At 58.5% G+C, this 25,579-nt stretch carries 24 protein-coding genes and 2 pseudogenes; 19 read left to right on the plus strand and 7 right to left on the minus strand.

The features are described from left to right. Positions 1 to 28: 28 nt before the first annotated feature. Together B3X29_RS17980 and ldcA are read right to left on the minus strand one after the other, a co-directional pair. Positions 29 to 1,696: pseudogene (locus B3X29_RS17980) on the minus strand (potassium/proton antiporter); the annotation flags it as partial. A 98-nt stretch (positions 1,697 to 1,794) separates the two neighbouring features. Next, positions 1,795 to 2,709: a muramoyltetrapeptide carboxypeptidase gene (gene ldcA / locus B3X29_RS17985; RefSeq protein WP_159339502.1), complete on the minus strand. Its 915-nt coding sequence runs from the start codon at positions 2,707 to 2,709 to the stop codon at positions 1,795 to 1,797. Positions 2,710 to 2,822: 113 nt separating this feature from the next. Here ldcA and emtA point away from each other — a divergent pair, with 113 nt between their 5' ends. Further along, on the plus strand, positions 2,823 to 3,434 hold the full coding sequence (gene emtA / locus B3X29_RS17990) for a membrane-bound lytic murein transglycosylase EmtA (protein ID WP_103179998.1): 612 nt from the start codon (positions 2,823 to 2,825) through the stop codon (positions 3,432 to 3,434). A 36-nt stretch (positions 3,435 to 3,470) separates the two neighbouring features. Here the strand turns inward: emtA and ycgR are convergent, their stop codons facing one another. Beyond that, positions 3,471 to 4,202 (minus strand): flagellar brake protein YcgR, encoded by a 732-nt coding sequence (gene ycgR / locus B3X29_RS17995; protein ID WP_103179997.1) that lies wholly within the window; start codon positions 4,200 to 4,202, stop codon positions 3,471 to 3,473. Between the two features lie 207 nt (positions 4,203 to 4,409). On the opposite strand from ycgR, the gene B3X29_RS18000 reads away from it, so the two are divergent. Continuing rightward, entirely contained in the window at positions 4,410 to 4,664 is a 255-nt protein-coding gene (locus tag B3X29_RS18000) for a GlsB/YeaQ/YmgE family stress response membrane protein (protein WP_103179996.1), read from the plus strand. 95 nt (positions 4,665 to 4,759) lie between these two features. Here B3X29_RS18000 and B3X29_RS18005 read toward each other — a convergent pair whose 3' ends face one another. Continuing rightward, the gene (locus B3X29_RS18005; RefSeq protein WP_290561614.1) at positions 4,760 to 6,604 is read right to left on the minus strand and encodes an alpha,alpha-trehalase; all 1,845 of its coding nucleotides are present in this window, start codon (positions 6,602 to 6,604) and stop codon (positions 4,760 to 4,762) included. Between the two features lie 332 nt (positions 6,605 to 6,936). Between B3X29_RS18005 and B3X29_RS18010 the strand changes: the two genes are divergently transcribed. From B3X29_RS18010 to B3X29_RS18030, 5 genes are all read left to right on the plus strand, one after another. Continuing rightward, a complete protein-coding gene (locus B3X29_RS18010; protein ID WP_156654695.1) occupies positions 6,937 to 8,295 on the plus strand; it encodes a glycoside-pentoside-hexuronide (GPH):cation symporter in 1,359 nt (452 codons plus the stop codon). Positions 8,296 to 8,336: 41 nt separating this feature from the next. Next, positions 8,337 to 9,680, plus strand: coding sequence for a carbohydrate porin (locus B3X29_RS18015; protein WP_159339500.1), 1,344 nt, complete (start codon positions 8,337 to 8,339; stop codon positions 9,678 to 9,680). Positions 9,681 to 9,769: 89 nt separating this feature from the next. Then, positions 9,770 to 10,567: an OBAP family protein gene (locus B3X29_RS18020; protein ID WP_159339499.1), complete on the plus strand. Its 798-nt coding sequence runs from the start codon at positions 9,770 to 9,772 to the stop codon at positions 10,565 to 10,567. A gap of 12 nt (positions 10,568 to 10,579) precedes the next feature. After that, positions 10,580 to 11,416: an MBL fold metallo-hydrolase gene (locus B3X29_RS18025; RefSeq protein WP_159339498.1), complete on the plus strand. Its 837-nt coding sequence runs from the start codon at positions 10,580 to 10,582 to the stop codon at positions 11,414 to 11,416. A 128-nt stretch (positions 11,417 to 11,544) separates the two neighbouring features. Next, positions 11,545 to 12,294, plus strand: a complete 750-nt coding sequence (locus tag B3X29_RS18030; protein ID WP_103822326.1) for a phage antirepressor KilAC domain-containing protein — start codon at positions 11,545 to 11,547, stop codon at positions 12,292 to 12,294. Positions 12,295 to 12,316: 22 nt separating this feature from the next. On the opposite strand, the pseudogene B3X29_RS18035 reads toward B3X29_RS18030, so the two are convergent. From B3X29_RS18035 to hpaX, 3 genes and pseudogenes are all read right to left on the minus strand, one after another. Next, positions 12,317 to 12,418: pseudogene (locus B3X29_RS18035) on the minus strand (AraC family transcriptional regulator); the annotation flags it as partial. 163 nt (positions 12,419 to 12,581) lie between these two features. Continuing rightward, positions 12,582 to 13,382 carry a Zygote formation protein zyg1 gene (locus B3X29_RS18040; RefSeq protein WP_159339497.1) on the minus strand — a complete coding sequence of 267 codons (801 nt, stop codon included), beginning with the start codon at positions 13,380 to 13,382 and terminating at the stop codon, positions 12,582 to 12,584. Positions 13,383 to 13,711: 329 nt separating this feature from the next. Continuing rightward, the gene (gene hpaX, locus B3X29_RS18045; RefSeq protein WP_371816556.1) at positions 13,712 to 15,079 is read right to left on the minus strand and encodes a 4-hydroxyphenylacetate permease; all 1,368 of its coding nucleotides are present in this window, start codon (positions 15,077 to 15,079) and stop codon (positions 13,712 to 13,714) included. Positions 15,080 to 15,467: 388 nt separating this feature from the next. On the opposite strand from hpaX, the gene B3X29_RS18050 reads away from it, so the two are divergent. The 12 genes from B3X29_RS18050 (at position 15,468) to B3X29_RS18105 (ending at position 25,574) form a co-directional block, all read left to right on the plus strand. Continuing rightward, on the plus strand, positions 15,468 to 15,932 hold the full coding sequence (locus B3X29_RS18050) for a MarR family winged helix-turn-helix transcriptional regulator (RefSeq protein ID WP_103179987.1): 465 nt from the start codon (positions 15,468 to 15,470) through the stop codon (positions 15,930 to 15,932). Positions 15,933 to 16,267: 335 nt separating this feature from the next. Further along, entirely contained in the window at positions 16,268 to 17,392 is a 1,125-nt protein-coding gene (locus B3X29_RS18055) for an amidase (RefSeq protein WP_159339496.1), read from the plus strand. Between the two features lie 102 nt (positions 17,393 to 17,494). Then, positions 17,495 to 18,622 (plus strand): acyl-CoA dehydrogenase family protein, encoded by a 1,128-nt coding sequence (locus tag B3X29_RS18060; protein ID WP_103179985.1) that lies wholly within the window; start codon positions 17,495 to 17,497, stop codon positions 18,620 to 18,622. A 21-nt stretch (positions 18,623 to 18,643) separates the two neighbouring features. Further along, entirely contained in the window at positions 18,644 to 19,000 is a 357-nt protein-coding gene (locus B3X29_RS18065; protein WP_103179984.1) for an IacB protein, read from the plus strand. 11 nt (positions 19,001 to 19,011) lie between these two features. Beyond that, on the plus strand, positions 19,012 to 19,524 hold the full coding sequence (locus B3X29_RS18070) for a nuclear transport factor 2 family protein (RefSeq protein ID WP_159339495.1): 513 nt from the start codon (positions 19,012 to 19,014) through the stop codon (positions 19,522 to 19,524). Positions 19,525 to 19,552: 28 nt separating this feature from the next. Next, entirely contained in the window at positions 19,553 to 20,866 is a 1,314-nt protein-coding gene (locus tag B3X29_RS18075; RefSeq protein ID WP_159339494.1) for an aromatic ring-hydroxylating oxygenase subunit alpha, read from the plus strand. Next, positions 20,866 to 21,345, plus strand: a complete 480-nt coding sequence (locus B3X29_RS18080) for an aromatic-ring-hydroxylating dioxygenase subunit beta (RefSeq protein WP_156655492.1) — start codon at positions 20,866 to 20,868, stop codon at positions 21,343 to 21,345. The genes B3X29_RS18075 and B3X29_RS18080 overlap by 1 nt, the downstream gene beginning before the upstream one ends. Positions 21,346 to 21,355: 10 nt before the next feature. Continuing rightward, positions 21,356 to 22,096, plus strand: coding sequence for an SDR family NAD(P)-dependent oxidoreductase (locus B3X29_RS18085; RefSeq protein ID WP_156654686.1), 741 nt, complete (start codon positions 21,356 to 21,358; stop codon positions 22,094 to 22,096). Between the two features lie 9 nt (positions 22,097 to 22,105). Then, a complete protein-coding gene (locus B3X29_RS18090; RefSeq protein ID WP_103179980.1) occupies positions 22,106 to 23,038 on the plus strand; it encodes a PDR/VanB family oxidoreductase in 933 nt (310 codons plus the stop codon). A gap of 10 nt (positions 23,039 to 23,048) precedes the next feature. After that, positions 23,049 to 23,543, plus strand: coding sequence for a flavin reductase (locus B3X29_RS18095; RefSeq protein ID WP_103179979.1), 495 nt, complete (start codon positions 23,049 to 23,051; stop codon positions 23,541 to 23,543). Positions 23,544 to 23,629: 86 nt separating this feature from the next. Next, positions 23,630 to 24,895, plus strand: a complete 1,266-nt coding sequence (locus B3X29_RS18100; RefSeq protein WP_201304738.1) for an MFS transporter — start codon at positions 23,630 to 23,632, stop codon at positions 24,893 to 24,895. Further along, the gene (locus tag B3X29_RS18105) at positions 24,888 to 25,574 is read left to right on the plus strand and encodes a 3-oxoacid CoA-transferase subunit A (RefSeq protein ID WP_159339492.1); all 687 of its coding nucleotides are present in this window, start codon (positions 24,888 to 24,890) and stop codon (positions 25,572 to 25,574) included. Before B3X29_RS18100 ends, B3X29_RS18105 begins: the two co-directional genes overlap by 8 nt. Positions 25,575 to 25,579 lie beyond the last annotated feature (5 nt).

The raw sequence follows: 25,579 nt of genomic DNA on the forward strand, positions 1-25,579 counted from the left end.
TCAGCACCGCGTTATCCTCTTTCTCCGCCACCGTCCAGATCATCCCGGCAAACTCCACCTGGTCACCCACGACCGGCGCGGCACCGAGCTGCTTCTGCACGATCTCGCCCAGGGTCTGCTGGTTATCGCGATACTCCAGCCCGACATCCAGACCGTAAATCATCGCCACGTCGGCAAATTTGGCGCTGGCTTCCAGAATAAAGTCCCCGAAGAAGCGCTGATCCAGTGCCACCGGCGGCGACTGGCTGAAGAGCTTGCCAAGGGCAGGAAGGTCATGCTCGCGACCAATCACACAGAGAATATCTCCCTCGCGCAGCCGGGTGCTGCCGGTCGGATGCAGCAGGGCATTATCGCGGAAGAGGGCGGCAATGCGCGTCTCGGCGGGCATATGGAGGTCGCGCAGCGAGGCGCCCACGCACCACTTATCGGCGCTGAGCTGGTACACAAACTGCTCCCAGGGGTTTTCAGGGTGAAGATCCAGCCCCACGCGGGAGACCGGCCAGCCCACCGGTGGGATCACCACCTTCGCTTTTTTCGCCGCCCACGACAGCGACGTGCCCTGGAACAGCAGCGACACCAGCACCACGAAGAACGCCACGTTGAAGAAGAGACGGGAATTATCGAGCCCAGCCATCATCGGGAACACTGCGAGGATGATCGGCACCGCACCGCGCAGTCCCACCCAGCTGATAAACACCCGCTCGCGCAGGTTAAAGCCTCTGAAAGGCAGCAGTCCGGCGAAGACCGACAGCGGACGGGCAAAGAAGATCATCCACAGTGACAGCATCAGCGCCGGAACGGCAATCGGTAGCAGATCCGACGGCGTCACCAGCAGCCCCAGCACCAGGAACATGCCAATCTGCGCCAGCCAGGCCAGGCCATCGAAGTTTTGCAGAATGCCAAAGCGGTTGCGGATTGGACGGTTGCCGAGCAGGAAACCGCAGAGATAGACCGCCAGAATGCCGCTGCCGTCCAGCGCCGTGGTAAGGGCGAAAATCAAAATCCCGCCGCTCAGCGCCAGCAGCGGATAGAGCCCGCCCGGGAGCGAGATGCGGTTGATCATCTGTTGCAGCAGATAGCCGCCGCCAAGGCCAAAGAGGATACCCAGACCAAACTGTTGAATGATGTGCCAGGCGAACATCCAGCTCAGGCCGGTTTCATGCTGCTGGATCATCTCAATCAGGGTGATGGTGAGAAACACCGCCATCGGATCGTTACTGCCGGATTCAATCTCCAGCGTCGAGCCGACACGTTCGTTCAGCCCTTTGCCACCCAGCAGGGAGAAGACCGCCGCGGCATCGGTAGAGCCGACAATCGCGCCAATCAGTAACCCTTCCATCAGGTCAAGGTGGAACAGCCACGCCGCCATCATCCCGGTGAGGCCGGAGGTGATTAGCACCCCGACCGTTGCCAGCGACAGGGCCGGGCCCAGCGCCACGCGAAACGAACTGGCCTGGGTGCGCATCCCGCCATCCAGCAGGATCACCGCCAGGGCGAGGTTACTGATCATGTACGCAAACGGGTAGTTGTCGAAGGGGATGCCCCCGATGCCATCAACCCCCGCCAGCATGCCGATGGCGAGGAAAATAACCAGAATGGGGATGCCGAGACGCGAAGAAAACGAACTCAATAAAATACTACAGGTTACAAGAACTGAACCCAGGATAAAAAGACTGATTATTGCTGCGGCATCCAATGTGTGCGTACTCCCTGCCTGACGCGATGACTAGTAGTAAAACCCTATCATATTAACGCCCCTTACAGGGCGTTAATCCGCCGCTTAAGGGGCTTTTTTTATGCCCGGAGCACCGGATGCCCGCTCAGGGTTAAACGACTGTTGCCGGGGGTGTGAACCAGCGTTGCCTGCGCACCGAGCGGCAGGGTAACGGTCCGTTGCTCGTGGCCGAAGTCGAGTCCGCTGATAACCGGCACCGATATCCGGGAACGCAGGTAATCGACCATGGTTGCCAGATCGTATCCGGCATCGTAATCGTTAGGGGTCGCGCCGCTGAAGCTGCCGAGCACAATCGCCTGCTGACGGTTGAGAATACCCGCGTGATGCAGCTGGAGCAGCATCCGTTCTACGCGGAACGGATGCTCATTAATATCCTCCAGCACCAGGATGCCGTTCTCAATGGCGGGCAGCCAGCGGGTGCCGATAAGTGACACGACCATCGCCAGATTGCCGCCCCACAGCTGGCCTTCGCACACGCACGACGGGCCATCCCCCGGCCACTCAACGAAGTAGGTACTGTTGCTGAGCGCCCGCCAGAAATGGTCTACCGTGAAGGCGTTCAGCTCCGGGGCGCCAAAATTGCCCGCCAGCATCGGGCCGCTGAAGGTGATGACGTTGTGCAGCGCCAGCAGGCCGAGCTGGATCACGGTGAAATCACTGTGGCCGCAGATCAGCAAGGGATCCTGCTGCTGGCGTTTCGCCAGGCCCTCCCAGTCAATCTGTTCCAGCAGGCGGCTGGCGCCGTATCCACCGCGCACCGGCAGCACTATCTGGTCGGCGCCCGGCAGACGGGCGAGGGCGTTGATATCATTCAGCCGCTCCGCCTCGGTACCAGCAAATCGCTGCTGGCGGCGGGGTATAATCGTCTGATTTTGTACCTGGTGACCCTCGTCCAGTAATCGCGCCACGCCCCGCTGCGCCGCCTCCTGATTAATGCAGTACCCTGATGGTGCAATGAGATGAAACTGAGACATGGCATTTCCTTGCTGACTTATAAAGCTGAATGTATATATCATGCCGCCTGAGCGCGTCCTTCATCAAGCGGAGGATAGGGTAACAGCGATGAATGACCATAAGGACAGATGACGTGAAATTAAGATGGTTTGCTTTTTTGATTGTGCTACTTGCAGGCTGTAGTTCAAAGCAGGATTACCAGAAGCCGGAATGGAACCCGGAAGTCCCGGTTAAACGGGCGATGCAGTGGATGCCGATCAGTGAAAAAGCAGGTGAGGCGTGGGGAGTCAGCCCACGGCTGATCACCGCCATCATTGCGGTGGAGTCGGGTGGGAACCCGAACCTGGTGAGTAAATCAAACGCGGTGGGTCTGATGCAGCTGAAAGCCTCCACCGCCGGGCGTGAGGTCTACCGGCACATGGGCTGGAGCGGGCAACCCTCCACCAGCGAGCTGAAGAACCCGGAACGCAATATCTCTATGGGTACCGCCTACCTGAGCATTCTGGAGCACGGGATCCTGAACGGTATTGAGGACCCGGAAGTGATGCAGTATGCGCTGGTGGTCTCCTACGTGAACGGCGCGGGCGCGCTGTTGCGTACCTTCTCGTCGGATCGTAAAAAGGCGATCGCCGAAATCAATGACATGGATAAAGACGAGTTCTTTGATCATGTCGTCAATAACCATCCCGCCCCGCAGGCCCCACGCTATATCTGGAAAGTGCAGAAAGCGATGGACGCTATGTAATTGGTTGCCGGGCAGCCACGCGCTGCCCGGTGGCGATTAACGCACTTTGTTGGCACGTTCCCGCGCTTCACGCTCCAGCGAGTAGATGATTTTCTGCAGTTCTCGCTCAGGACCCGGCCCGACGTTAAGAAACCGGAAACTCAGACGCGGCGTGGTGATGGTCTCGTTTTTGCTGTCCACCACTTTACGTTCGCTGACGGTTATCAGCTGCGCATCGAAAAAGAAGCGGCCCCAGCCCCCCATATCCAGCTCGATCTGCGAAAAACGCATTCCCTCGACCAGGCCTTCGGGTTTCGCGGTATCCATCAGCGCACCCATGCCGCCCAGCGACAGATCGTGCAGGCGGAAACGAATGATGCTCTTATCAGGCATTCGGGCTTTGCAGAAGTAGGCCGGATGCAGCGGGGCATTGATGCGGAAGTACTCCCGGCGCTGAATGCACCATACGGAGGTCGGCAGCGGCGAGATAAAAGCAGGCAGCGCCTGGTAGTCACCCTGTTCCACCTTCGGCAGGTCGAACTCGACTTTGGCCCCCTGGGTATCGGCGGCCACGGTGATATTCTCCGCACGTAACACCGAGCGGTTTTCAAACTCCTGACTGCCCAAATCCATGATCAGTCGTTCCGGGGTAGCATCCAGGATTTTGCTGATGAACTGGTTGTTCCCCCAGCTGATACGTACGGGAACGTCATTTTTTTGCAGATCGCGTACTACACCCAATACAGCCAGCGGATTAGTTTTCAGGAACTGCTCACTGTAATTACTCACGCCCCGGGGCTCCTCGTTAGATGACAGTCTGTGGATGCGTTATCGGCAGCGGGCCGCGGAACTTAATACAAACCGGCAATTATTTTTTTCGCCTGAGCCGCAATTAAGTCGGTGTAGTAAAACTGGTTTTCCGGCGATTGCCTATACTTACTATTACCTGCGCTGGGGGTGTCCTGCGCAAGCTTAACTCTGCAAGAGGGCAACACTATGGGTATCATCGCCTGGATTGTATTTGGTCTGATTGCTGGCGTTATCGCAAAGTTCATCATGCCGGGACGTGATGGCGGCGGCTTTATCGTGACCTGTATCCTTGGGATCATCGGTGCGGTTGTCGGCGGCTGGCTGGCGACGATGTTTGGCATCGGCGGCAGTGTATCCGGATTTAACCTGCAAAGTTTTCTGGTGGCTGTGGTGGGTGCCATTCTGGTACTGCTTATCTACAGGATGGTACGACGCGCCTGAAACCGATAAAACGGCTCTTTTACAAGAGCCGTTTTTTTATGGGCAGAGCCTGAACGGCATGCCGGGTGGCGGATACGCCTTACCCGGCCTGGAGGTTACTGCTGTCCGACACTTTTCTGCGTTTCTGTTTCATCGTTAGCCGCTGGCTGGTCGGTGGTAGCCGGGGGCGTTGTGGTCGTCGTTGACGGGTTAGTTGTCGACGGGGTGCTTGTCGCCGCTGGCTGGTCGCCGGTGGTGGATGTGCCATTCGCCGCAGGTTGTGCGCCGGTAGTCGATGGGGTGGTAGTTACCGAACCCTCATTGGCCGCGGGTCGCGTGGCGGGCACTTTGTCGCACGGGTTCGCCTGCGGACAGACCAGATCCAACATTTTCAGCGTCACGCCGTTAGTCCAGCCGAAGCCATCCTGCAACGGATATTCACCGCCGCCGCCGCCAGTGCCGGTGGTGGAAACATCATATTTCTCTACCAGCTTCTGCTCGCGATCGTAGGTGTGCTGCACGTTGGTGAGGAAGCGCCACGTCACATCCATCGCCACTTTATCCTGCCCGTAATTCTGCAATCCTTCGGTGGCGACCCACTGCAACGGCGCCCAGCCGTTAGGGGCATCCCACTGTTGGCCGCTGTTAACGGTGGTGGTCGAAATGCCCCCCGCTTTCAGCAACTGGGCTTCGGCAGCAGAGGCGGTTTTGTCCGCGCGTTCCTGCGAGGCGGCCTTGACGTAGAGCGGGAAGAGCGCCGCGGCGGTCAGCTGATTACGGACCTGTTTGGTTTTCAAATCGTAATCGGCGTACCAGCCCTCTTTCTCGTTCCACAGATAGCGCTCCATCGCTTTCTGACGATCGGAGGCCAGGCCCTCGTAACGGCTGGCTGCGGCGCTGTCACCGCCCTCCTGGCTGGCCTTCGCCAGCAGTTTCTCCATCTTGAACATCAGGGCGTTCAGATCCACCGGCACGATACTGGTGGTGCGGATCGTTCCCAGCTGCTGCGGATCGTCCATCCAGCGTGAGCTGAAGTCCCAGCCGGAGGCGGCGGCGGAGCGCAGATCCCGGTAGATCTCGGTTGCCGGACGGCTGGGGTATTTTTTCGCGGTGTTGATATCATCCAGCCACGATTCCGGGCGCGGCGTATCGCGATCGTCCCAGTAACGGTTAAGCACGGCGCCATCGTCGAGCTTCACCACCCGCTGGCTGGCCTGGCCCGGCTGAAGGGCATCTACCCCCTCCATCCAGTAGGCGTACTCTTTTTCCATCTGTGGACGGTATTTTTTCAGTGCCTCTTTATCGTGCGTCGCCAGCAGCTCCACCATCATGGCAAAGAAGGGCGGCTGGGAGCGGCTCAGATAGTAGCTGCGGTTACCGTTAGGGATATGACCCCAGCTGTCCAGTTCGTACGCGAAGTTGTCCACCATACTGGCGACCTTGTCCCAGTGGCCGCTCTCGGCCAGCCCCAGCATGGTGAAGTAGCTGTCCCAGTAGTAGATCTCACGAAAACGTCCGCCCGGCACCACGTAAGGCTTCGGCAGCGGCAGCAGGGAATCCCACTTTCCGGCGCTGGAGGTAGTGCGCGTCAGCACCGGCCACAGACCATCAATGTGCGCCCGCAGGCTCTGCCCGGCAGGCGGCACATATTTTTCCTTCTCGGTCGGCAGGGTGAAGTTCACCTCTACAAAGTGGCGCAGGTCAAAGCCGGACTGTTTCCGCTGCATGTGGTAGTCGGCAAGGATCGTCTGGGGATCGTTTTTCGGTACCGCATCGGCGAAGGTTTTTTGATCCGGGAAGAGTTTGGCGGTTTGCACATCGTTAAACAGCGGGCCAAACAGAATATCGGGGGCTTGTTTCCGGGCGCCGGACGGTTCTTCCGCATAGCTAAAGGCAGTTATCCCAAGCAGGATGCCGCCAATCGCCAGCCGCAATGCTGTTTGCTGCTGAGGTCTCATCATGGTTGTTCTCCTGGGTTCTCTGGGCAGCGCGACCGCTACCATCAATCACCTGAAAACCTTAGACGAATATTTGTCACTTCGCGTGTCGGAGGTAACACTTTGCATAAAACCAGACTATTTACCGTTGAGTATTTAGCCTCCTGAAGCAGTGTCAGAAATATAGTAGTGGCGCGATTTATTTATCGCATAAATAACCACTAATCACGCAGATCACATAAAGGGAAAATCATAACTTCTTAGCGAGAAAACATAATAGATTGCTCTGGAAGGGATATGGAAATTATGTCGACAGCTACAACGAAAGGACTGAAAAATACAGGGAGAGGCCTGAAATGTCGGCAACGGAAAAATTAACGGTAAAAGAAAAAATAGGCTACAGCCTCGGCGATGCGGCCAGCCATATCGTCTTTGACTCCTCAGTGGCGATCCTCGCCTATTTCTATACAGATATCTACGGGCTGCCGCCCGCAGTGATGGGGACAATGTTTTTACTGGTCAGGCTGCTGGATGCCATCACCGACCCGATAATGGGGGCGATTGCAGATGCCACCTCCTCACGCTGGGGACGCTTTCGTCCGTGGCTTCTGGCGATCTGCGCCCCGTTCGCGGTCAGCTGCGTACTGGTCTATACCATCCCATCCTTTTCTGACAGCGGTAAAGTGGTCTATGCCGTGGCGGCCTATATCTTTATGACCCTGATGTATACCGCCATCAATATTCCTTACTGCTCGCTGGGCGCGGCACTTACTTCCGATCCGCGGGAAAACCTCTCTTTGCAATCCTGGCGTTTTGCCATCACCCCATTGGGCGGCGCCCTGGGCACCGCCTGCATTCTGCCGCTGGCGGATTATCTCTATCCTCAGGATCGCGCGAGCGGCATTCAGATGGCGATGGCCATTTTCGGGGTGATTGGCTGCCTGATGTTTATCATCTGTTTCGCCACCACCAAAGAGCGCGTTCAGCCCATCAAAGAAGAAAACCTCAATGTCGTCCGTGACGTCAAAATTCTGTTTCGCAATGAGCAGTGGCGCATTCTGTCGATCTACAACTTTATGATGCTGGTGGCGGTGGTGATCCGCGGCGGCGCGGTGGTCTATTACGTCAATACCGTGCTGCGTCAGGGCTCAACTATCATCTCGCTGTTTATGCTGGGCGGAATGATCGCCTCAATGCTGGGCTCGGCGCTGGCGCAGCCGCTGGGGTCCCGGTTCTGCAAAATCAAACTCTCATTCTGGATAAACCTGCTCAACGCCGGGCTGGGCATCGTCTGCTTCTGGTTGCCGGTGCAATACTGGCTAATTCCGCTGGTGGCCCATTTTCTTATCCAGACGGTGCAGGGCGGAAACGGCGCGCTGCAGTGGTCGATGATCACCGACGCCAATAATTACGGCGAGTGGAAAACCCAGCGGCGAATTACCGGCATGAATGTCGCGGCCAATATTTTTGTCATTAAATTAGGCGTGGCTGTCGGCGGCGCTATTCTGGGCTGGGTTCTGGCCGGGTTTGAATATCAAGCCAGCGCAGCAGTGCAATCCCCTCAGGCGGTGCAGGGGGTTGTCTGGTTATTTACCCTTATCCCCTCGCTCTTTTATCTGTTGACCGCGCTGGCAATTAAATTCTACCGCCTCGATGAACAGGTAATGAATACCGTGGTGACGGATTTAAATAACGGAAAATTTGCAAAGCCCTAATGTACCAGTGGAATCAACAATAAACTCACAGGATGGAATCTATGCGTATTCATTATATTGCGCTGCTGATCAGCGCCTCTATTCCGGCGACCACGCTGGCGGCCACCCAAACGGACAGCATGGAGGCGAAAATCGCCCGGCTGGAAGCCAGTCTGGCAAAAGCCGAAGCCCAGATTGCGCGCTTAGCGCAGGCGCAACAGACTCCGGCGGTGAATGTGGTCTCAGCTGAACCCCCGACGTCGCCAGCGCCGACGTTAACCCTGTCAGGCTATGGCGATCTGCGCTTCTATGGCGATGTGGAGTTCAATATGGACGCCGCCAGCCGCAGCGGCAGCCTGACATCCATGCGCACCAGCGCCAATAAGGACTGGGCCCCATCAAACAACGAGCGCTGGGATATCAATGGCCGTCTCCTGCTGGGGTTTGACGGCTATCGGCGAATGGACAACGGCCAGTTTGCCGGTTTCTCGGCGCAGCCGCTGGCGGATCTTACCGGCAAGATGAATCTGGATGACGCGGTTTTCTTCTTCGGCCAGGAGAACGACTGGAAAATCAAAGTCGGGCGTTTCGAAGCCTACGACATGTTTCCCCTCAACCAGGACACCTTTATCGAATACTCCGGCAACACGGCGAACGATCTCTACAGTGACGGTTATGGCTACATCTACATGATGAAAGAGGGGCGCGGGCGCAGCGACAGCGGCGGTAACTTCCTGCTGAGTAAAAACCTCGGTAATTGGTATTTTGAGGTCAACACCCTGCTGGAAAACGGCAGCTCGCTGTTTGTCGATAAGCAGTACCATGGCATGGACCTGGATAACGATAAAAACGTGGCCTACGTGCGCCCGGTTATCGCCTGGTCAGAGGGGCGCTTCACCACGGCGCTGGCTATGGAGAGCAACCTGGTGAACAACGCTTACGGTTATCGGGATGCAGAAGGCCACTGGATCGATCAGTCCGATCGCACCGGCTATGGCCTGACGATGAACTGGAACGGGCAAAAAACCGACCCGGATAACGGCATGGTCGTCAACCTCAACACCGCGTACATGGATGCCAGCGACGAAACTGATTTCACCGCCGGGGTGAATGGTCTGTGGAAGAACATTGAGCTGGGCTATATCTACGCCCATAACGAGATCGACAGATTCAGCGCTGCCGGGCTGAATGACGACTGCGATGGCGACTGCTGGATCACCCATCCGGGCGATTACGATATCCATACGCTTCACGCGTCGTATCTGTTCCCTGACGTAATGAAAATGAAAAACTTCAATGTTTATCTCGGAGCCTATGCCTCGTGGATCGATGCTGACCCGAAAGAGGGTGACGGCGACACCGACGCCCGCTACGGTGGCCGCCTCCGTTTTAAATATTACTTCTGATCGTCTCCCAGCCAGACCTCCGGCACGGTCTGGCTGGCTTGCCACATCTGCACTACCTTCATAACGAGTTCAAATGAAAGGGAGTGCCAATGAAATCATTACCTCAGATCCTTCCAGCCATTCTGCTGCTTGTCGGCTGCGGAGCGAATAATACCCCGCCGCAGGTGCCTGTTCCCGGTAAAACCACCTCCACTACCCTTAGTACCCTGGAGACGGGGGCCCAGGTGATCCAGTCCCGACCGCCGGTGAAGGCTATCAGTGCCTATCTTGACGGTTTTCATTTTTACAACGGGGATAAAAACGGGCAGATGGAGGCGCATCACTACGTGACGGTACTCAATGAAGAGGTCATGCAGGCGGTCATCTATGACGGCAATACAAAGGATGCCCGGCTGATGGGGGTAGAGTACATCATCAGCGAACGCCTCTTTAACAGCCTGCCGCCGGAGGAGAAAAAGCTCTGGCACAGCCACCAGTATGAAGTGAAATCGGGCAGCCTGGTGGCGCCTGGCCTGCCTGTGGTCGCTGACAAGGCGCTGATGAATAAAATCGTCAACACCTACGGCAAAACCTGGCATACCTGGCACACCGACAGGGATAAGACCCTGCCGCTCGGCATACCTGCGCTGATGATGGGCTTTACCGGCGAGGGACAGCTCGATCCCCGGCTGCTGGCGGATCGCGATCGTCGTCTGGGGATCGATACGCAGCAGATCAAAGCCCAGCGTGCCGACATCGTGGCCCATCCGGTAGCGGAAGGGGCAAATGCCTGGCAGCGCGGCGAGGTCATTCAGCTTAAACGCGTGCAGGGCAGCGGCGAACACGGGCATGGGGACACTACCCATTTCGGCACGTCCGAGCAGAGTCAGCAGAAACACCTACCCTGATGAGGAGGCGATATGAAGATTCATCATCTTAACTGTGGTTGTATGTGCCCGCTGGGCGGCGCGTTGTTCGACGGTTTCAGCAAGGGTCTACATGCGCACCTGGTCTGCCACTGCCTGCTTATCGAAACCGACCGTGACGGACTGGTGCTGGTGGATACCGGTTTTGGGCAAGGGGATGTACGCGATCCCTCCCGGCTGTCGGGCTTTTTCCGGGCGCTAAACAATATCCAGCGTCGGGAGTCCCTTACGGCGCGCGCCCGCGTCGAGGCGCTGGGCTTTAGCGTGGCGGATGTCCGCCATATTGTGCTTACGCACCTCGATTTCGACCACGCGGGTGGGCTGAGCGATTTCCCTCACGCGCGCATCCATTTAATGCAGCAGGAGATCGACACGGCGCAACGGCGCCATAGCTGGCTGCAACGGGAGCGCTATCGTCCCGGGCAGTGGAGCGGTATCTCTGGCTGGGAGGGATACCAGGTGCAGGGCGAACGCTGGTTTGGCTTCGACGCGGTGACGGCGTTACGCGGCTTGCCGCCGGAAATTTTGCTGGTGCCGCTGGCCGGGCACACGCCGGGGCATGCAGGGATCGCCATCAGCCAGCCGTCCGGGTGGTTGCTGCACGGTGGCGACGCCTGGTTCTATCGGGATGAGATGCGCCAGCCGCAGCGCCATTGCACGCCGGGGCTGCGGTTTTACCAGTGGATGATGGCGATGGACAACGGTACCCGGCGGCACAACCAGCAGCGGCTGCGGGAGCTCTCCTGCGCGCATGCCCACGACATCACTTTTTTCTGTAGCCATGACGCACGGGAACTGGAGAGCCTGATGACACAGGCAAAACAGCTCTAATTACCGCAACTTAGGCGTGGCCTGCTCTGGCAGAAGATCGTTTAAAAATTATACTGGATATTTGAACAGGTATTTGTATACTATTAGAGCAAATTACCCGAGTAATGTATGAGTGAGGGGTGAAACCTATGGTAATTCCTGTTGAAACTTTCCAGTCCAGTGGCCAGCTTGCCACCATCAGCAGTCGCGAAATCGCGAAGCTGACCGGTATTGCTCATACCGAGGTGAAGCGCATGGTAAAAAGCCTGGAAACGGCGCAGCGTCTTTCGCAGCCGGTAACGGCCAGCCTGTATGAGCGCGAAGGTGAAATGCGGCAGGAGTTTTTGCTGAACAAACGGGACTCCCTGCTGACGGTTTCGCGTATCTCCCCGGGCTTTACTGCCGCCATGCTCGATCGCTGGCAGGAGCAGGAGAGAAACGTCAATATTCCGGACTTCACCAACCCGGCGGCGGCGGCGCGCGCCTGGGCCGAGCAGTATGAAAAACGCCAGCGTGCTGAGGAGCAGCTAGCCCTCTGGGCACCAAAGGCGGCGTTCTTTGATCAGTTTGTTCAGGTCAAAGAGTCGCTGGGCTTCCGTCAGCTCTGTAAGATCCTCAAAGCGAAAGAGCCCCAGTTCCGGGAGTTCCTGCTTGAGCGGAATATCATGCAGCGCGTCGGCGGTAACCTGGTTCCGCCGCAGCACCACATCGATGCGGGCTATTTTACCCTGCACAGCGGCGTGGGCGAAAACGAGCGCACCTGGTCTCAGGCACGCTTTACCGCCCGCGGCGTGAAATGGGTGGCTGACCTGTGGGCTAAACACCTGTCAACGCTGGCAATTGAAATGCCTCGCACGGAGCGCACCGAAGGCGCCCCTGTCCAGCAGAGCTGGCTTTAATCTCTCCTGTAAAGCGAACCGGTCAGATCTCCTCTGGGGTCTGACTGGCTTCACGCAATGCCCCCGGCGACTTACCGACAACCCGCTTAAACGCCCGGCTGAATGCCGCCAGCGTACGGTAGCCGCCGACGCATAACGAAGACGTAAACTGGCTAACCACAGAGGCTTTAGGTTAGCCAGATTAATATTACTGGCACACTTCAGCTTCATTATCGCCACGCCGACGTTGTGCAAGCGTACAATAATATAAAAAATGACTGGCTTAATTTTGTATAAAGGGTGGAGTATTATTCTTTAACCAATTTTTTAAAACGTTCAATAAGATTTTTATATCTGGCGGGTTGCGCTGTAAAAATAGTGTCATATTCCGCGATCGTATCAGGTGAAACAAACAGGAAGGTATGGGCTTCCTGTAACTGCTCAAACGTGGCGTTAACCGACTTATCGCACGGAGGCTGGAACAGGGCACAGTGAGATTTTTTCGAGGCGTAAAACAGACGAACCGTTACGCTCGGGGCCCCGTAAAGCTCTTCACAGATAAAAAGAAGGTGGCCTCGTTTCGCGTTTTCATCGCGTTCAGTTGCCTGAAATTCTCCCTTTACCGCACTCAACACCCCGTTGGCGATCGCCATCGCGCTGCCACTACTCAGGCCGGGGATGAGCTGCTGTATGATTTGTGTATCAACGTTAACCCCACTGTTTTTGATTGTTAGTATGTTCCTGTTTTTCTGCACTTCAACAAAAAAAGCAGACTTACCCATCAGGGAGCGCCATGCCTGATAGTCAAAAAGTGATCTACCCGATTGATTCATCGCGCTGGACATGGCTGCAAACAACACCGCCACGCTGGCAAATAATTTTTTGGTGCGTATGGTTAATTCAGCAGAGGTTAAGACAAAGAGAATATTTCCACTCTGATTTATTCGCAGCAGGGCATGTTTTTCAGTATCGATGGCACAGTCCAGTACCATCAGACCCCGATGCTTTTCTTCCAGCTCCGGTGATACAAAGAGATAGTTATCCAGGGGCGCTTTTCCTGCGTCTACATATGTATCCAGATTGGTATCGATAATTGGTTCAATATTCATAAAATAACTCTCTTATACTTATTAAGTGTAGAAATAAAATACGCGCGAATGATTTCAATTTATGATGGGCATTATATTTTTTGAGTAAAATCCTATGCTGTTAAATATGCGCTGAATAAAATAAGGAAAATGTGATGAATGTCGTCATTCCTGGGTTTATATAATTAAAAGTGATCAATTTTATATTGTTAATATCTTTTATCTATATTAATAGAACGATGTATCACGCAAAATGATCTTTTCCGCGCGGGCTGGGACGAGGCAAGGCCGGAGACAGAGAGGAAAAAGCCCGGAACAGGGCTGCTGTTCCGGGCTTTTTAGAGGAAGGGCTATCGCTGCGGTTCCGCCTGTTTCATCGGAATCAATGCAATCACTACCGCACCCAGCACCAGGAAACCGGCCACCATAAAAATACCGGCGTTAAAGTTCCCGGTGAGATCTTTCATCATCCCCATCAGCAGTGGGCCCAGCGCGGCGCCGGTCATCCCGGTGGCGTTGATCACTGCAATACCTAAGGCGCGGGCACGCAGAGAGATGGAACGATCCGGGGTGGTCCAGAAGATCACCATGGCGGCAAAGGCCCCGGCCGAGGCCATCACGATGCCAGTGAACTGCAGCATCGGATCGGTGCTGGTGGCGGTGAGGATCCAGCCTGCGGCGGCAAAGAGGTACGGCAGCAGGGTGTGGACTTTACGCTCGTTGCGCTTGTCGGAACGTTTACTCCACCAGACCATTGCCACAATGGTACAGACCTGTGGAATGGCGCTCAGGATACCGATAGTCACGTTACTGCTCTCCTCGCTGATGCTGCGCAGGATCAGCGGCGTCCAGACGCTCAGGGCGCTCAGGGTGTTGGTCAGGCAGAAGTAGGCGAGGGTGTAAAGCATGATAGTGGGCGTGAACAGCTCGCGCATCAGGCTACGCTGCTGCGGCGCCAGGGCGGCCTGCTCCCGCAGCTGCTTACTCTCGGCGTTCAGGCGATCCGCTTCCAGCATCTCCTTCAGGCAGGCTTTATCATCCTGGGTCAGCCAGCGCGCTTTATCCGGGCTGTCGTCCAGCCAGAACCAGACCACAAAGCCCAGAATGACCGACGGGAAGCCTTCGAGCAGGAACAGCCACTGCCAGCCCTTCAGGTTCATCACCCCATCTAGGTTGAGAATATAGCCGGAGGCCAGCGAACCCAGCGCCATGGTCACCGGCATGGCAATCATAAACAGGGCGTTAGCGCGGGCGCGGTAGTGCGCCGGGAACCAGAACGTTAAATAGAGTAACAGCCCCGGCAGGAAGCCCGCTTCGGCAATCCCCACCAGCATACGCAGCACGTACAGGCTGTTAGGGCCGGTAGCGAACATCGTGGCGGTGGAGGCGATCCCCCACACCACCATCAGAATCGCAATCCAGCGGCGCGCGCCCACTCTGCTCAGCATCACGTTGCTGGGGATCCCGCAGATGACATACATCACGTAAAACAGCGTGGTTGCCAGTCCGAACATGGTGCTGGTGAGGCCCAGATCTTTGCCCATCGTCAGACCGGCAAAGCCGATGTTGATGCGATCCAGATACGAAAAGACGAACAGAATGAACAAAAAGGTGATCAATCGCCGGAATAACTTTTTGATCACCCGCTGTTGACGCGGATCGAGCGTGTCGTCAGCAGACGCAGGCGGAGCCAGCACGCTAGCGCGTGTTTGCTCCATCGATGGGCTCTCATTCATGAAATGCTCCACATAACGGTTAGAGGTAGTGTTAGCCCCGTTTGACGCGGGGTGTTTTTATAATGTGTTGATAAGCAGGTAAATTTTAATAAAAGCCGATAACTAGCGGGTAAGGGGAGCTACCCGGTGCACGCGATGCAAACACGTGCGCTAACGTATAGGAAATCGCGAGCATGGACGTCAATGTTCTGTTTAAAAAATGATACGTAATTGTTAATCTCGTAGCGTTTTTGAATCATAATGCGATATCGATCGGCTTTTGCGGCGCAGCGAGTGGTTAACCGCAGGGGGCAGGGTGCGATCGGGCTATAGCGGGGGATAAATAGCGGGTATAATTGCGGTCAATGCATTACTTCTGGAACGTCATTTCATGAGTCATACGAACACATCGTCAGACAGCGGCCCCACTTTTCACCGCGAAGAGTTCCCGTTCTACTGGATAGTTAACGTCTACGCACGTTATACGCAAGTGATGGAAATCACACTGAAAAAGGTGCAGCTTGATGTGTCCCGCTTTCGGGTGCTGATGATTACCGAGCAGTACGGTAAGGCCAGCATTTCGCAGATCGCCGAATTCGCGATGGCCAAAATGCCCACCGTCACCAAAATCGTTGGTCGCCTGCGCGACGATGGCCTGGTGACCACCGCCAGCAGCGTGCAGGATGCCAGAGTGACCGAAGTGATGCTCACCGATGCCGGACGCGAAAAAGTGGCCGAGGCACACCGCCTTACCCGCAAGGTTTTCGAGAAGGGTTTTAAGGGCATGACCGCGGCCCAGCGGGAAAAAATGAACCTCTCACTGTCGAAGGTACTCGACAACCTCAACGCGCTCTGAAGCGTTCCCGCAGAGAATTGCGGATTTGTGACAGCCTTAAAAATTCAAGGTAAGTCACTGTAAAGTATAATATTATAAAAGAGCCGCTCTGATGACCAGAGCGGCTCTTTTTTCATTTCCGCGCCGCGTTTATTGTTATTTATCATCATCCTAAGCCTCTCTTCATGGATTGTTAGAAGAATGTTTCAGTGTTATTTTTTCGTAAAATTAACGTGAAATATTACTTGAATATTCATCTAAATCTTCCATGATTGACCAGAACAAACGTGGGTCGAACCGCAGCGAAGAGTGCGTCACCCAAATGTGATTCGTTTTTTCTGGTTAAGGTGCAAATTATGCAACCTGTTACTGAGAGCAATGGTTTTGTCACCCGATGTACCCTCGGCGAGGGCGATCTCCGCTTCGCGGTAAAAGACACCCTCGACATCGCAGGCTTTCCCACCCGTGCAGGCTGCCCGGCACTGGCCGCAAACCCGGCGGCGGAACAACATGCCGACGTGGTCGCAACCCTTCTCGGGCAGAAGTGCATCCTGACCGGAAAAACCACCCTGCACGAGCTGGCGTTTGGTGTCACCGGAATCAACCCCTGGGCCGGCACGCCGGTTAACCCGCTGTTTCCTGACTTGATCCCCGGCGGCTCCTCCAGCGGCTCTGCCGCAGTGGTGGCTGCTGGTGAGGTGGATTTTGCGCTCGGCACCGATACCGGTGGCTCGGTGCGCATGCCTGCCGCCTGCTGCGGCATCCTCGGCTTAAAACCGACTTACGGCGCCGTGAGCCGGGCAGGGGTGATGCCCGCGCAAAGCTCGCTGGACTGCGTGGGGATCTTCGCCCGAGAGCCGGGCGTCCTGCGTGACGTACTGACCCGACTGGGGCTACCGGTTGACGCGCCGCTGCACAGGATGCCCGCCATCGGCTTTATCCCGTCGGCGCTCATCAGCATCGATTCCCTGCTGTTGAACTTCCTCGCCCAGGCCGACCTGCAACCGCGTCAGGCTGAATTGCCGCTGCTGGGGGATGCCCATCGCGCCGGGTTGACCCTCATCAGCCATGAAAACTGGCAGGCTTTTAAAACGCTACTGCGTGACGACAGTGTCTCTGCCGACGTTGGCACCCGCATCCGTGCCGGGGCCGGGATCGATGCCCATGCCCTTGAGGCCGCAGAGGCTATCCGCCGCACATTTACCGCCCAAGTGGATGACCAACTGGCGAAAACCCCCTTGCTGGCCCTGGCAACCCTGCCGGAACTGCCGCCCACGCTGGAAGAGGCAAAAGATCCGCTCAGCGTAGTGAACCTCACCCGGCTGGTGCGCCCGTTCAACCTCAGCGGCCACCCGGCGCTGACCCTGCCTGCGGGTACGCTTGATGGCCGTCCGGTGGCGCTACAGCTCGTTGCCGGCAAAGGGCAGGAGGGGCTGCTGGTGCAGGCGGCTGAATGGCTCTCTGAGCGACGACGCCGCTAACAATCCCGCTTTACCGACAGTTTCAACACTAACTCAGTGAGTACCACTCATTGCGGCAGCACTCGTCTCTCTGCGGGCCGCACACTCTTTTGGGAGGAAGCTATGTCTGCCGTTCATGTTCGTGAGGAACTCGTTCCACTGCTGAATGAAGTCGCCACCCGCAGCGCCGATTTTGAGCAACAGCGTCATATCTCGGACGACATCATCGCCCGCTTTAAGCAGGTCGGCGTCTACCGCGCGTTAGTCCCCAAAATCTACGGCGGCGAGGAGTGTACCCCGGCACAGTTCTGTGAGCTGATCGAGCAGATTGCCACCGCCGATGGCTCCGCAGGCTGGGTCGCCAGCTTCGGCATGAGCCCCTTCTACCTTGGGGCGCTGCCGCCGGACACCCTGAAAGAACTCTACCGTGACGGCCCGGACGTGGTCTTCGCCGGCGGTATTTTCCCGCCGCAGAAAGCGGTGCTGGCGGATGGCGGCTACCGCGTCTCGGGTCGCTGGGGCTTTGCCAGCGGCAGCATGGGCGCCTCGGTCTTTGGCGTCGGCATCCTGCCGGAGAGCGGCGAACCGCTGCCGCGCATGGCGGTGCTGCCCCGCGACAGCGTGCAGATCGATCCGGTCTGGAACACCGTCGGCCTGGCCGGAACCGGCAGCCACGATCTGGTGGTTAACGATGCGTTTGTGCCGCAGGAGTGGACCTTTGTGCGCGGCGGCGCCCTTAACCTGGAGGGGGCGCTCTATCGCTACCCGGTGCTCTCCCTGGCCACCCAGGTGCTCTCGGTGGTGGCACTCGGCGTCGCCCGCGCGGCCCTCCATGAAATCTATGCCATTGCCCATCGCCAGCAGTCGGTGACCGGCGCGCCGCGCCTGGCGGAACGGCCGCAGGCGCAGATGCAGATAGCCCGCTGCGAAGCGGAACTGCGCTCCGCCCGGTCCTGGTTTTATGAGGCCATCGACGAGGTGTGGCAGTGCATCCTCGCCGGGGATGAGCCTGCCTGCGCGCAGATCAACGCCCTGCGGCTCTCCTCCACCCACGCCACCCGCGTGGCCGCTGAGGTCACCCGCCAGGCGCTGGCGCTGAACGGTATGGGCGGCATCACCCTGAAAAGCCCCCTGCAACGCTACGTCCGCGACACCATGGTGATCACCCAGCACGCCTTTATGGGTGACCTCTCTTATCTCAACGCCGGTACGGTCTATTTCGGTGGCCAGCCTCTGCCGGGTTATTTGTAATTTTCACCACAGGAGCAACAGATGAGCCAGACAACAACCTTACGCGTGCTGTTTTGCATCGGCGTGAACCAGAACTTCTTTGATGCCACTCCGGCAGAAGCCAGACAGGTGTGGGCCGCGTTCGGCGTGATGATGAAAGGCATCGACGAAACCCAGGGCATTCGCGTCATCGGCAATATGGACGATGACCGCCTGATGGTAGGCCCATCCATCACATCGCCCTGGACCACCTACGTGCTGGCCGATGCCGACACCCTCGACAGCGTGGTGGCCGCCTGCAACCTGTTCCGCACCACTCCGGTGGGCGACGGCGAGAGCAAGCTGTGGAAGTACTGCAAGATCGAAGCCCGCGTCGGGCGTGAGCTGATCATTCAGTAACGGAGCACACCATGAGCCCACAGGATGCGCTGCGTTTACAGCAGCTTGAGGATCAGCAGGCCGCCCGGGTCTGTATCAGCACCTACATGCGGCTGTGCGATCGCCTCGACAGCATGGAGACGGTACAGGCCATCGGCGCGCTGTTCAGCGCAGACGCGTGCTGGGAAGGGTTGGGTGAACCTTACGCCACCCGGCTGGGCAGACATCAGGGGCGCGAGGCGATTGAAGCGATGATGGCGAGCTACGTCCGCACGCCCGCGCACTTCGCCCTGAATGGCCACTTTTTATGCTCCGAGGCGCTCTGGCACGAGGCCGACGGCGAGCTGCATGGCCGCTGGCAGATGCTGCAAACCTCCGCCTTTACCGCCGGTGGCGCGCACCTGAATGCTGCCGAGCTGCAGATTATTTTCCGTCGCGAAGCCGGGGAGATGACCATGCACCATTTCACCACCCGCAACCTGTTCAGCAGGCCGGTAAGCCACTGGCATGCGGCGGATGCGCTACCTGTACCGGACAAAAACTAAAACGCCGACCACGAGCAGGAGAAAGATTATGCAGTGTGACCAGATCATGAATGTCAAAAATATCGATACCACGACGCCGACGGCCCCGAGCCGGGAAGCGATTGCGGCTCTGGTGAAGGCGGATCGTGTCCACACGTCGCTCTACACCTCTGACGAGCTGTTCCAGCTGGAGCTGGAGCGCATTTTCAGCAAAACCTGGGTCTGGGTGGCGCACGTCAGCGAGATCCCGGAGACCGGCAGCTTCAAAACCACCGAGATCGGCACCCAGCCGGTGATCGTGGTGCGCGACCGCAAAGGCACCCTCCACACCCTGCTGAACCGCTGCCGCCATCGCGCGGCCACCGTCTGCGAACACCGCAGCGGCAAAACCAACAGCTTCGTCTGCCCGTACCACGGCTGGGGCTACACTCTGGACGGCAGCCTGCGCGGCGTGCCGCACCCGGAAAGCTATGCCGACAGGCTTGAGAAGAACGAGCTGGGGCTGGTGTCGCTGCGTACCGAGCAGTATGCGGGCATGGTTTTCGCCACCTTTAACGAGCAGATCGAACCGCTGGAGGATTTCCTCGGCGCGGCGAAGAAGTGGATGGATCTCTTTATGAAGCAGGGGGCGGGCTACCCGATCAAAACCGGGCCGGCACACCGCTTCCGCTTCCCGGGCAACTGGAAAATTCAGCTGGAGAACACCACCGACGGCTATCACTTCCCGGTGGTGCACCGTTCTTTCCTGAGCTCCGTCGATAAGCAGACCGAAGAGATGCTCAACTTCGTGGACGGCAGCGGCTATGTCGAAGATCTCGGCAACGGCCACAGCGTGATGGTGATGATCCCGGAACTGGTGGATCTGGAGGCCAACCTCGATGCGCCCATCCCGGAGCGCTTTATCGGGCTGGCGGACGAACTGCGAAAAGATCACGACGAAGCGCAGGTCAGACGCATCGTGCGCGCGGTGGGCGGCTCCGGCTTCAACCTCAACCTGTTCCCGAACATCGCCTGTTCAATGGCTTTCTTCCGCGTCCTGCAACCCATCTCAGTGATGGAAACCGAAATTCATCACGCGGTGATCACCATGGACGGCGGGCCGGAGATCGCGAACCAGGCGCGGCTGCGTCTGCACGAGCACTTCCAGGGGCCGATGGGCTTTGGCACCCCGGACGACTCCGAGGCCTGGGAGCGCGTGCAGCGCGGAGCCACCGCGGGGGATGACCTGTGGATCATGCTCAACCGCGGCCTGGCGGGGGAGTACCGCACCGATGACGGCCTGCGCAGCGACGTCAGCGCCGAAACCGGGATGCGCGCGGCCTACCAGCAGTGGAAAAAATTGATGACGGAGAGCGAAAAATGATGACGCCAGATTCTGTGCTGTTTGCGGCGATGTCCGTAATCAACCTCGAAGGCGATCTGCTGGACCAGGGCGAGTTCAACGCCTGGCTGGATCTCTGGCAGCGCGACGGCCTTTACGTGGTGCCCATCGACCCGAACGAAACCGATTTTAAAAACACCCTTAACTACGCCTGCGACGATCACCACATGCGCGAGAAGCGGGTGAAGCGCCTCTACAGCGGAGAGTCCATCTCCACCACGCCCCGCGCCAGAACCCTGCGCACCCTGTCGCGCTTCCGCCTGCTGGAGTCCCGCGAGGATCTGATCGTGGTGCGCGGGGCGCAGTCCCTGTGGGAGCACCGCAAAGGCCACAGCCGCCACTATGCCGCGGATATCACCTGGCACCTGACACCGCAGGAGGGCAGGTTGCTGATTACCCGGAAGGTGATCCGCCTGGTCAACAGCGACGATGTGCTGCACAGCATCGGCTACATCCTCTGAGGAACTCCCCATGACGCAAACCGTATTAGTGACCGGCGCGGCCGCCGGTCTGGGCAACGTGATTGCCGCTCACCTGCTGGCGCAGGGGGATCAGGTGGTGCTGACCGACGTTGATGTGGCCCGCGCCCGGGAAGCTGCGGATCGTCTTGATGACGGCCAGGGCAGAGTGCTGGCGCTGGGGTTAGATATCTGCCAGCCGCAGGATTTTGCGCAGGCGCTCGACGCGACCATTAAACGCTTCGGCAGCCTGGAGGTGCTGGTCAACAACGCTGCCCTGACCCTCGCCACCCCGGTGATGGAGATTACGGTGGAGGAGTTCGACCGGGTGATCGCCACCAACCTGCGCGGCACCTTTGTCGGCTGCCAGACCCTGGGGCGTTACTTCGCAAGTACAGGCTACGGCCGCATCATCAACCTCGCCTCGTTAGCGGGGCAGAACGGCGGCACCGCCTCCGGCGCCCACTACGCCGCCTCGAAGGGCGGCATTCTGACCCTGACCAAAATCTTTGCCCGGGAGCTCGGCAAATCCGGCGTGACGGTGAACGCCATCGCCCCGGGCCCGCTGGATCTGCCGATGGTTCACGCCCTGGTGCCGGAAGAGAAGATGGCCGGTCTGCTGGGGATGATCCCGGTCGGCCAGTTAGGGGAAGCCGGGTTTGTTGCCCAGGCGGTGGCTTTGCTGGCATCAGAGCAGGCGTCGTTTGTCACCGGGGCGACCTGGGACATCAACGGCGGTCTGTTTATGCGTTAAGGAGCCAACATGCTGACATTACAGGTTATCAGGCGGGAGTTGCAGGGCGAGGTGCTCCTGCTGACGCTGGCGCATGCTGACGGGAACGATCTTCCGGCATTCAGCGCGGGGGCGCATATCGATCTCCATCTTGCAGACGGCCTGGTGCGTCCGTACTCCCTCTGCGGCGACCCGCAGGATCGCCGTCACTACCAGCTCGGCATTCTGAAAGACAAAAAGTCTCAGGGCGGCTCCCTTGCCGCGCATGCGCTCAACGTTGGGGATCGGATCCAGGTCAGCGATCCGCGCAACCTCTTTGCACTGGAGGAGACGGCCAGCCATTGCCTGCTGATTGGCGGCGGGATCGGTATCACCCCGATGCTGGCGATGGCCGCCGAACTGCACGCCAGCGGCCGCTCCTTCAGCCTGCACTACTGCGCCCGTACCCGGGCCGGGGCGGCGTTTATTGCCCAACTGGAGCAGGCGGCCTGGGCCGACCGCGTGCATCTGCACTTCAGCGACACGCAACGCCTCAATCTGAAGGCGGTGCTGAGCGACGTCCCGGCCAATACCCACGTCTACACCTGCGGTCCGACCCGGCTGATGGATGCGGTCACCGACGAGGCAAGCCGCCTCGGTTATCGCCCGGAGCAGGTGCATCAGGAGTGCTTCAGCGCCGAAGTCGTCACCGGTGGTGCGGCCTTTGAGGTGGTCGCCGCCGCAAGCGGCATTACCGTCCAGGTGCTGGAGAACCAGACCATCGTCGAGGCGCTGGCCCAGGCCGGGCTGAAGGTCTGCGTCTCCTGCAAACAGGGGATCTGCGGCAGCTGCCTGACCGACGTGCTGGAGGGAGAGCCGGACCATCGCGACAGCTATCTGACCGACGAAGAGAAAGCTGACGGCGATCAGATGTTGTTGTGCTGCTCCCGGGCCAAAAGCGCCCGTTTAGTCATCGATCTGTGAGGAAACCCTTATGACACTGCAAACCGAATTTCGTAACGCGATGGCACAGCTGGGGAGTGCGGTCTCGGTGATCACCACCGACGGCCCGGCGGGTAAATTTGGTTTTACCGCTTCCGCCGTCTGCAGCGTCACGGACTCGCCGCCGACGCTGCTGGTCTGTATGAACCGCAACTCCTATGCCAACGCGCACTTCAAGCAGAACGGAGCGCTGTGCGTCAACGTCCTCTCCAGCGACCATCAGGATCTCTGTGGGGTCTTCGCCAACGCCAGCCTGCGATCCGAGCAGCGTTTTGCGTATGACTCCTGGCAGGTGATGGCCAGCGGCGCGCCGGTGCTCAGCTCGTCGGTCGCCAGCTTCGACTGCCTGATCGACACCTGTCATGAAGTGGGCAGCCACTCCGTTTTCTACTGCCAGGTGCAGGCGATACGCATCAGCGAAGCGCCGCGCGGGCTGGTCTACTTTAACCGTCGCTACCATGCCATCGGGCATGATGTGGAAGCGTAAAACCAACCATAAGGGTAACGCTGATGAGCAATGTCGTGACTGAAAACCGCAACGCTGCGGCCGCCGTTCCACACGATGCCGGGCAGATGCGCAAGCTGGTGTTCGCCTCGGTACTGGGTAATGCCCTGGAATGGTATGACTTCTTCCTCTACGGCACCGCCGCGGCGCTGGTGTTTGGCCCGCTCTTCTTCCCGGTGGTCGGCGACCCGATGCAGGGCACGCTGCTGGCCTTCTCCGGCTTTGCGGTGGGCTTTCTCGCCCGTCCGCTGGGCGGGATTGTCTTCGGTCATCTTGGGGATCGCTACAGTCGCAAGATGACGCTGATCATGACCCTGACCCTAATGGGAGCCACCACCTTTGTCATCGGCCTGCTGCCGACCTACGCGCAGATTGGCATCTGGGCGCCGCTCTCCCTGATCACGCTGCGCTTTTTACAAGGCGTGGCATCGGGCGGTGAGTGGGGCGGTGGGGTGCTGATGCTGAGCGAGAACGCGCCCGCGTCCCGTCGCGGCTACTTTACCGCCTGGAGCCAGATGGGGGTCTCCGGCGGGTTTGTCCTCTCCGCCTTCGCCTTTTACCTGGTGCAGAAGCTGCCGGAAGCGGAGCTGATGAGCTGGGGCTGGCGCGTGCCCTTCCTGCTGAGCATCGTTATCTTCCTGGTCGGGGTCTATATCCGCAAAAACATCCGCGAGAGCAAAGCCTTTACTCAGGCCAGACCGGAAGAAAAACACGAGAAGATCCCGCTGATGGTGCTGGTGCGCGAGCATCCTAAGGCGCTGATGCAGGCCATCGCCCTGCGCCTGCCGGAGAACGGCGCCTCCTATATCTTCTTCACCTTTTCGGTGGTCTACGCCAAACACATCGGCATCGGTACCGGGGAGATCATCAGCGCCGTAACCCTGGCGATGCTGGTGGAGTTCTTCTCGATCCTGTTCTGGGGCGCGCTCTCGGATCGCATCGGCCTGAAGCCGGTCTACTACATCGGGGTCATCGGGCTTCTGGTGATGGCGTTCCCGTTCTTCTGGCTGCTCTCCACCGGCGATTACGGCTGGATCATGCTGGCGATGCTGCTCGGCCTGCCGTTCTGCCACGGGGCGATGATCGGCACCCAGCCCTGCATCATGAGCGACCTGTTCCCGGTGCGCGTGCGCTACTCCGGCCTGGCGCTGGGGCACGAGGTGGGCTCGATCTTCTCCGGCGGCCTGGGGCCGATGCTGGCGGTGGCGCTGCTGATGCATTTCGACGCCTCCTGGCCGGTTTCCCTGCTGCTGATGGGCTATGCGCTGCTGGCGTGGATCGCCCTGCGCAGCCTGCCGTCCCCCCATAAAAATAACGAGGTAGCGAATGATTGATAAACGGATTGCCACCGCCGAGGATGCCGTGGCGGACATTTTTGACGGCGCGGTGGTGATGGTGGGCGGATTTGGCGCGGCCGGACAACCTGCTGAACTCCTCGACGCCCTGATCCGCCGTCAGCCGCGGGACCTCACCCTGATCAGCAACAATGCCGGGAACGGTGACTACGGTCTGGCGGCGCTGCTGAAGGCTGGCTGCGTGAAAAAAGTGATCTGCTCTTTCCCACGCCAGACCGACTCCTGGGTCTTTGACGACCTCTACCGTCGTGGCGAAGTCGAGCTTGAGCTGGTCCCGCAGGGCAACCTCGCGGCGCGTATTCAGGCGGGCGGCTCCGGGCTGGGGGCGATCTTCACCCCCACCGGGTTTGGCACCGAGCTGGCGGCAGGCAAAGAGACCCGCCATATCGACGGCAAAGATTACGTCCTCGAGTACCCGTTAAAAGCCGATTTCGCCCTGATCAAAGCCCTGAAGGCCGACCGCTGGGGCAACCTGGTCTATGACAAAACCGGGCGTAACTTCGGGCCGATCATGGCCGCCGCCGCCCGCTGCACCATTGCCCAGGTGAGCGAGATTGTCGCCCTCGGCGAGCTCGATCCGGAGGCGGTGGTGACCCCGGGGATTTTTGTCCAGCGCGTGGTGACGGTCACGCCGCAATGCCTGCAGCAGAGCGCATAAGGAGA

Origin of the sequence: Leclercia sp. UBA5076 (assembly GCF_002416465.1) — a bacterium.
Classification (GTDB): Bacteria; Pseudomonadota; Gammaproteobacteria; order Enterobacterales; family Enterobacteriaceae; genus Enterobacter.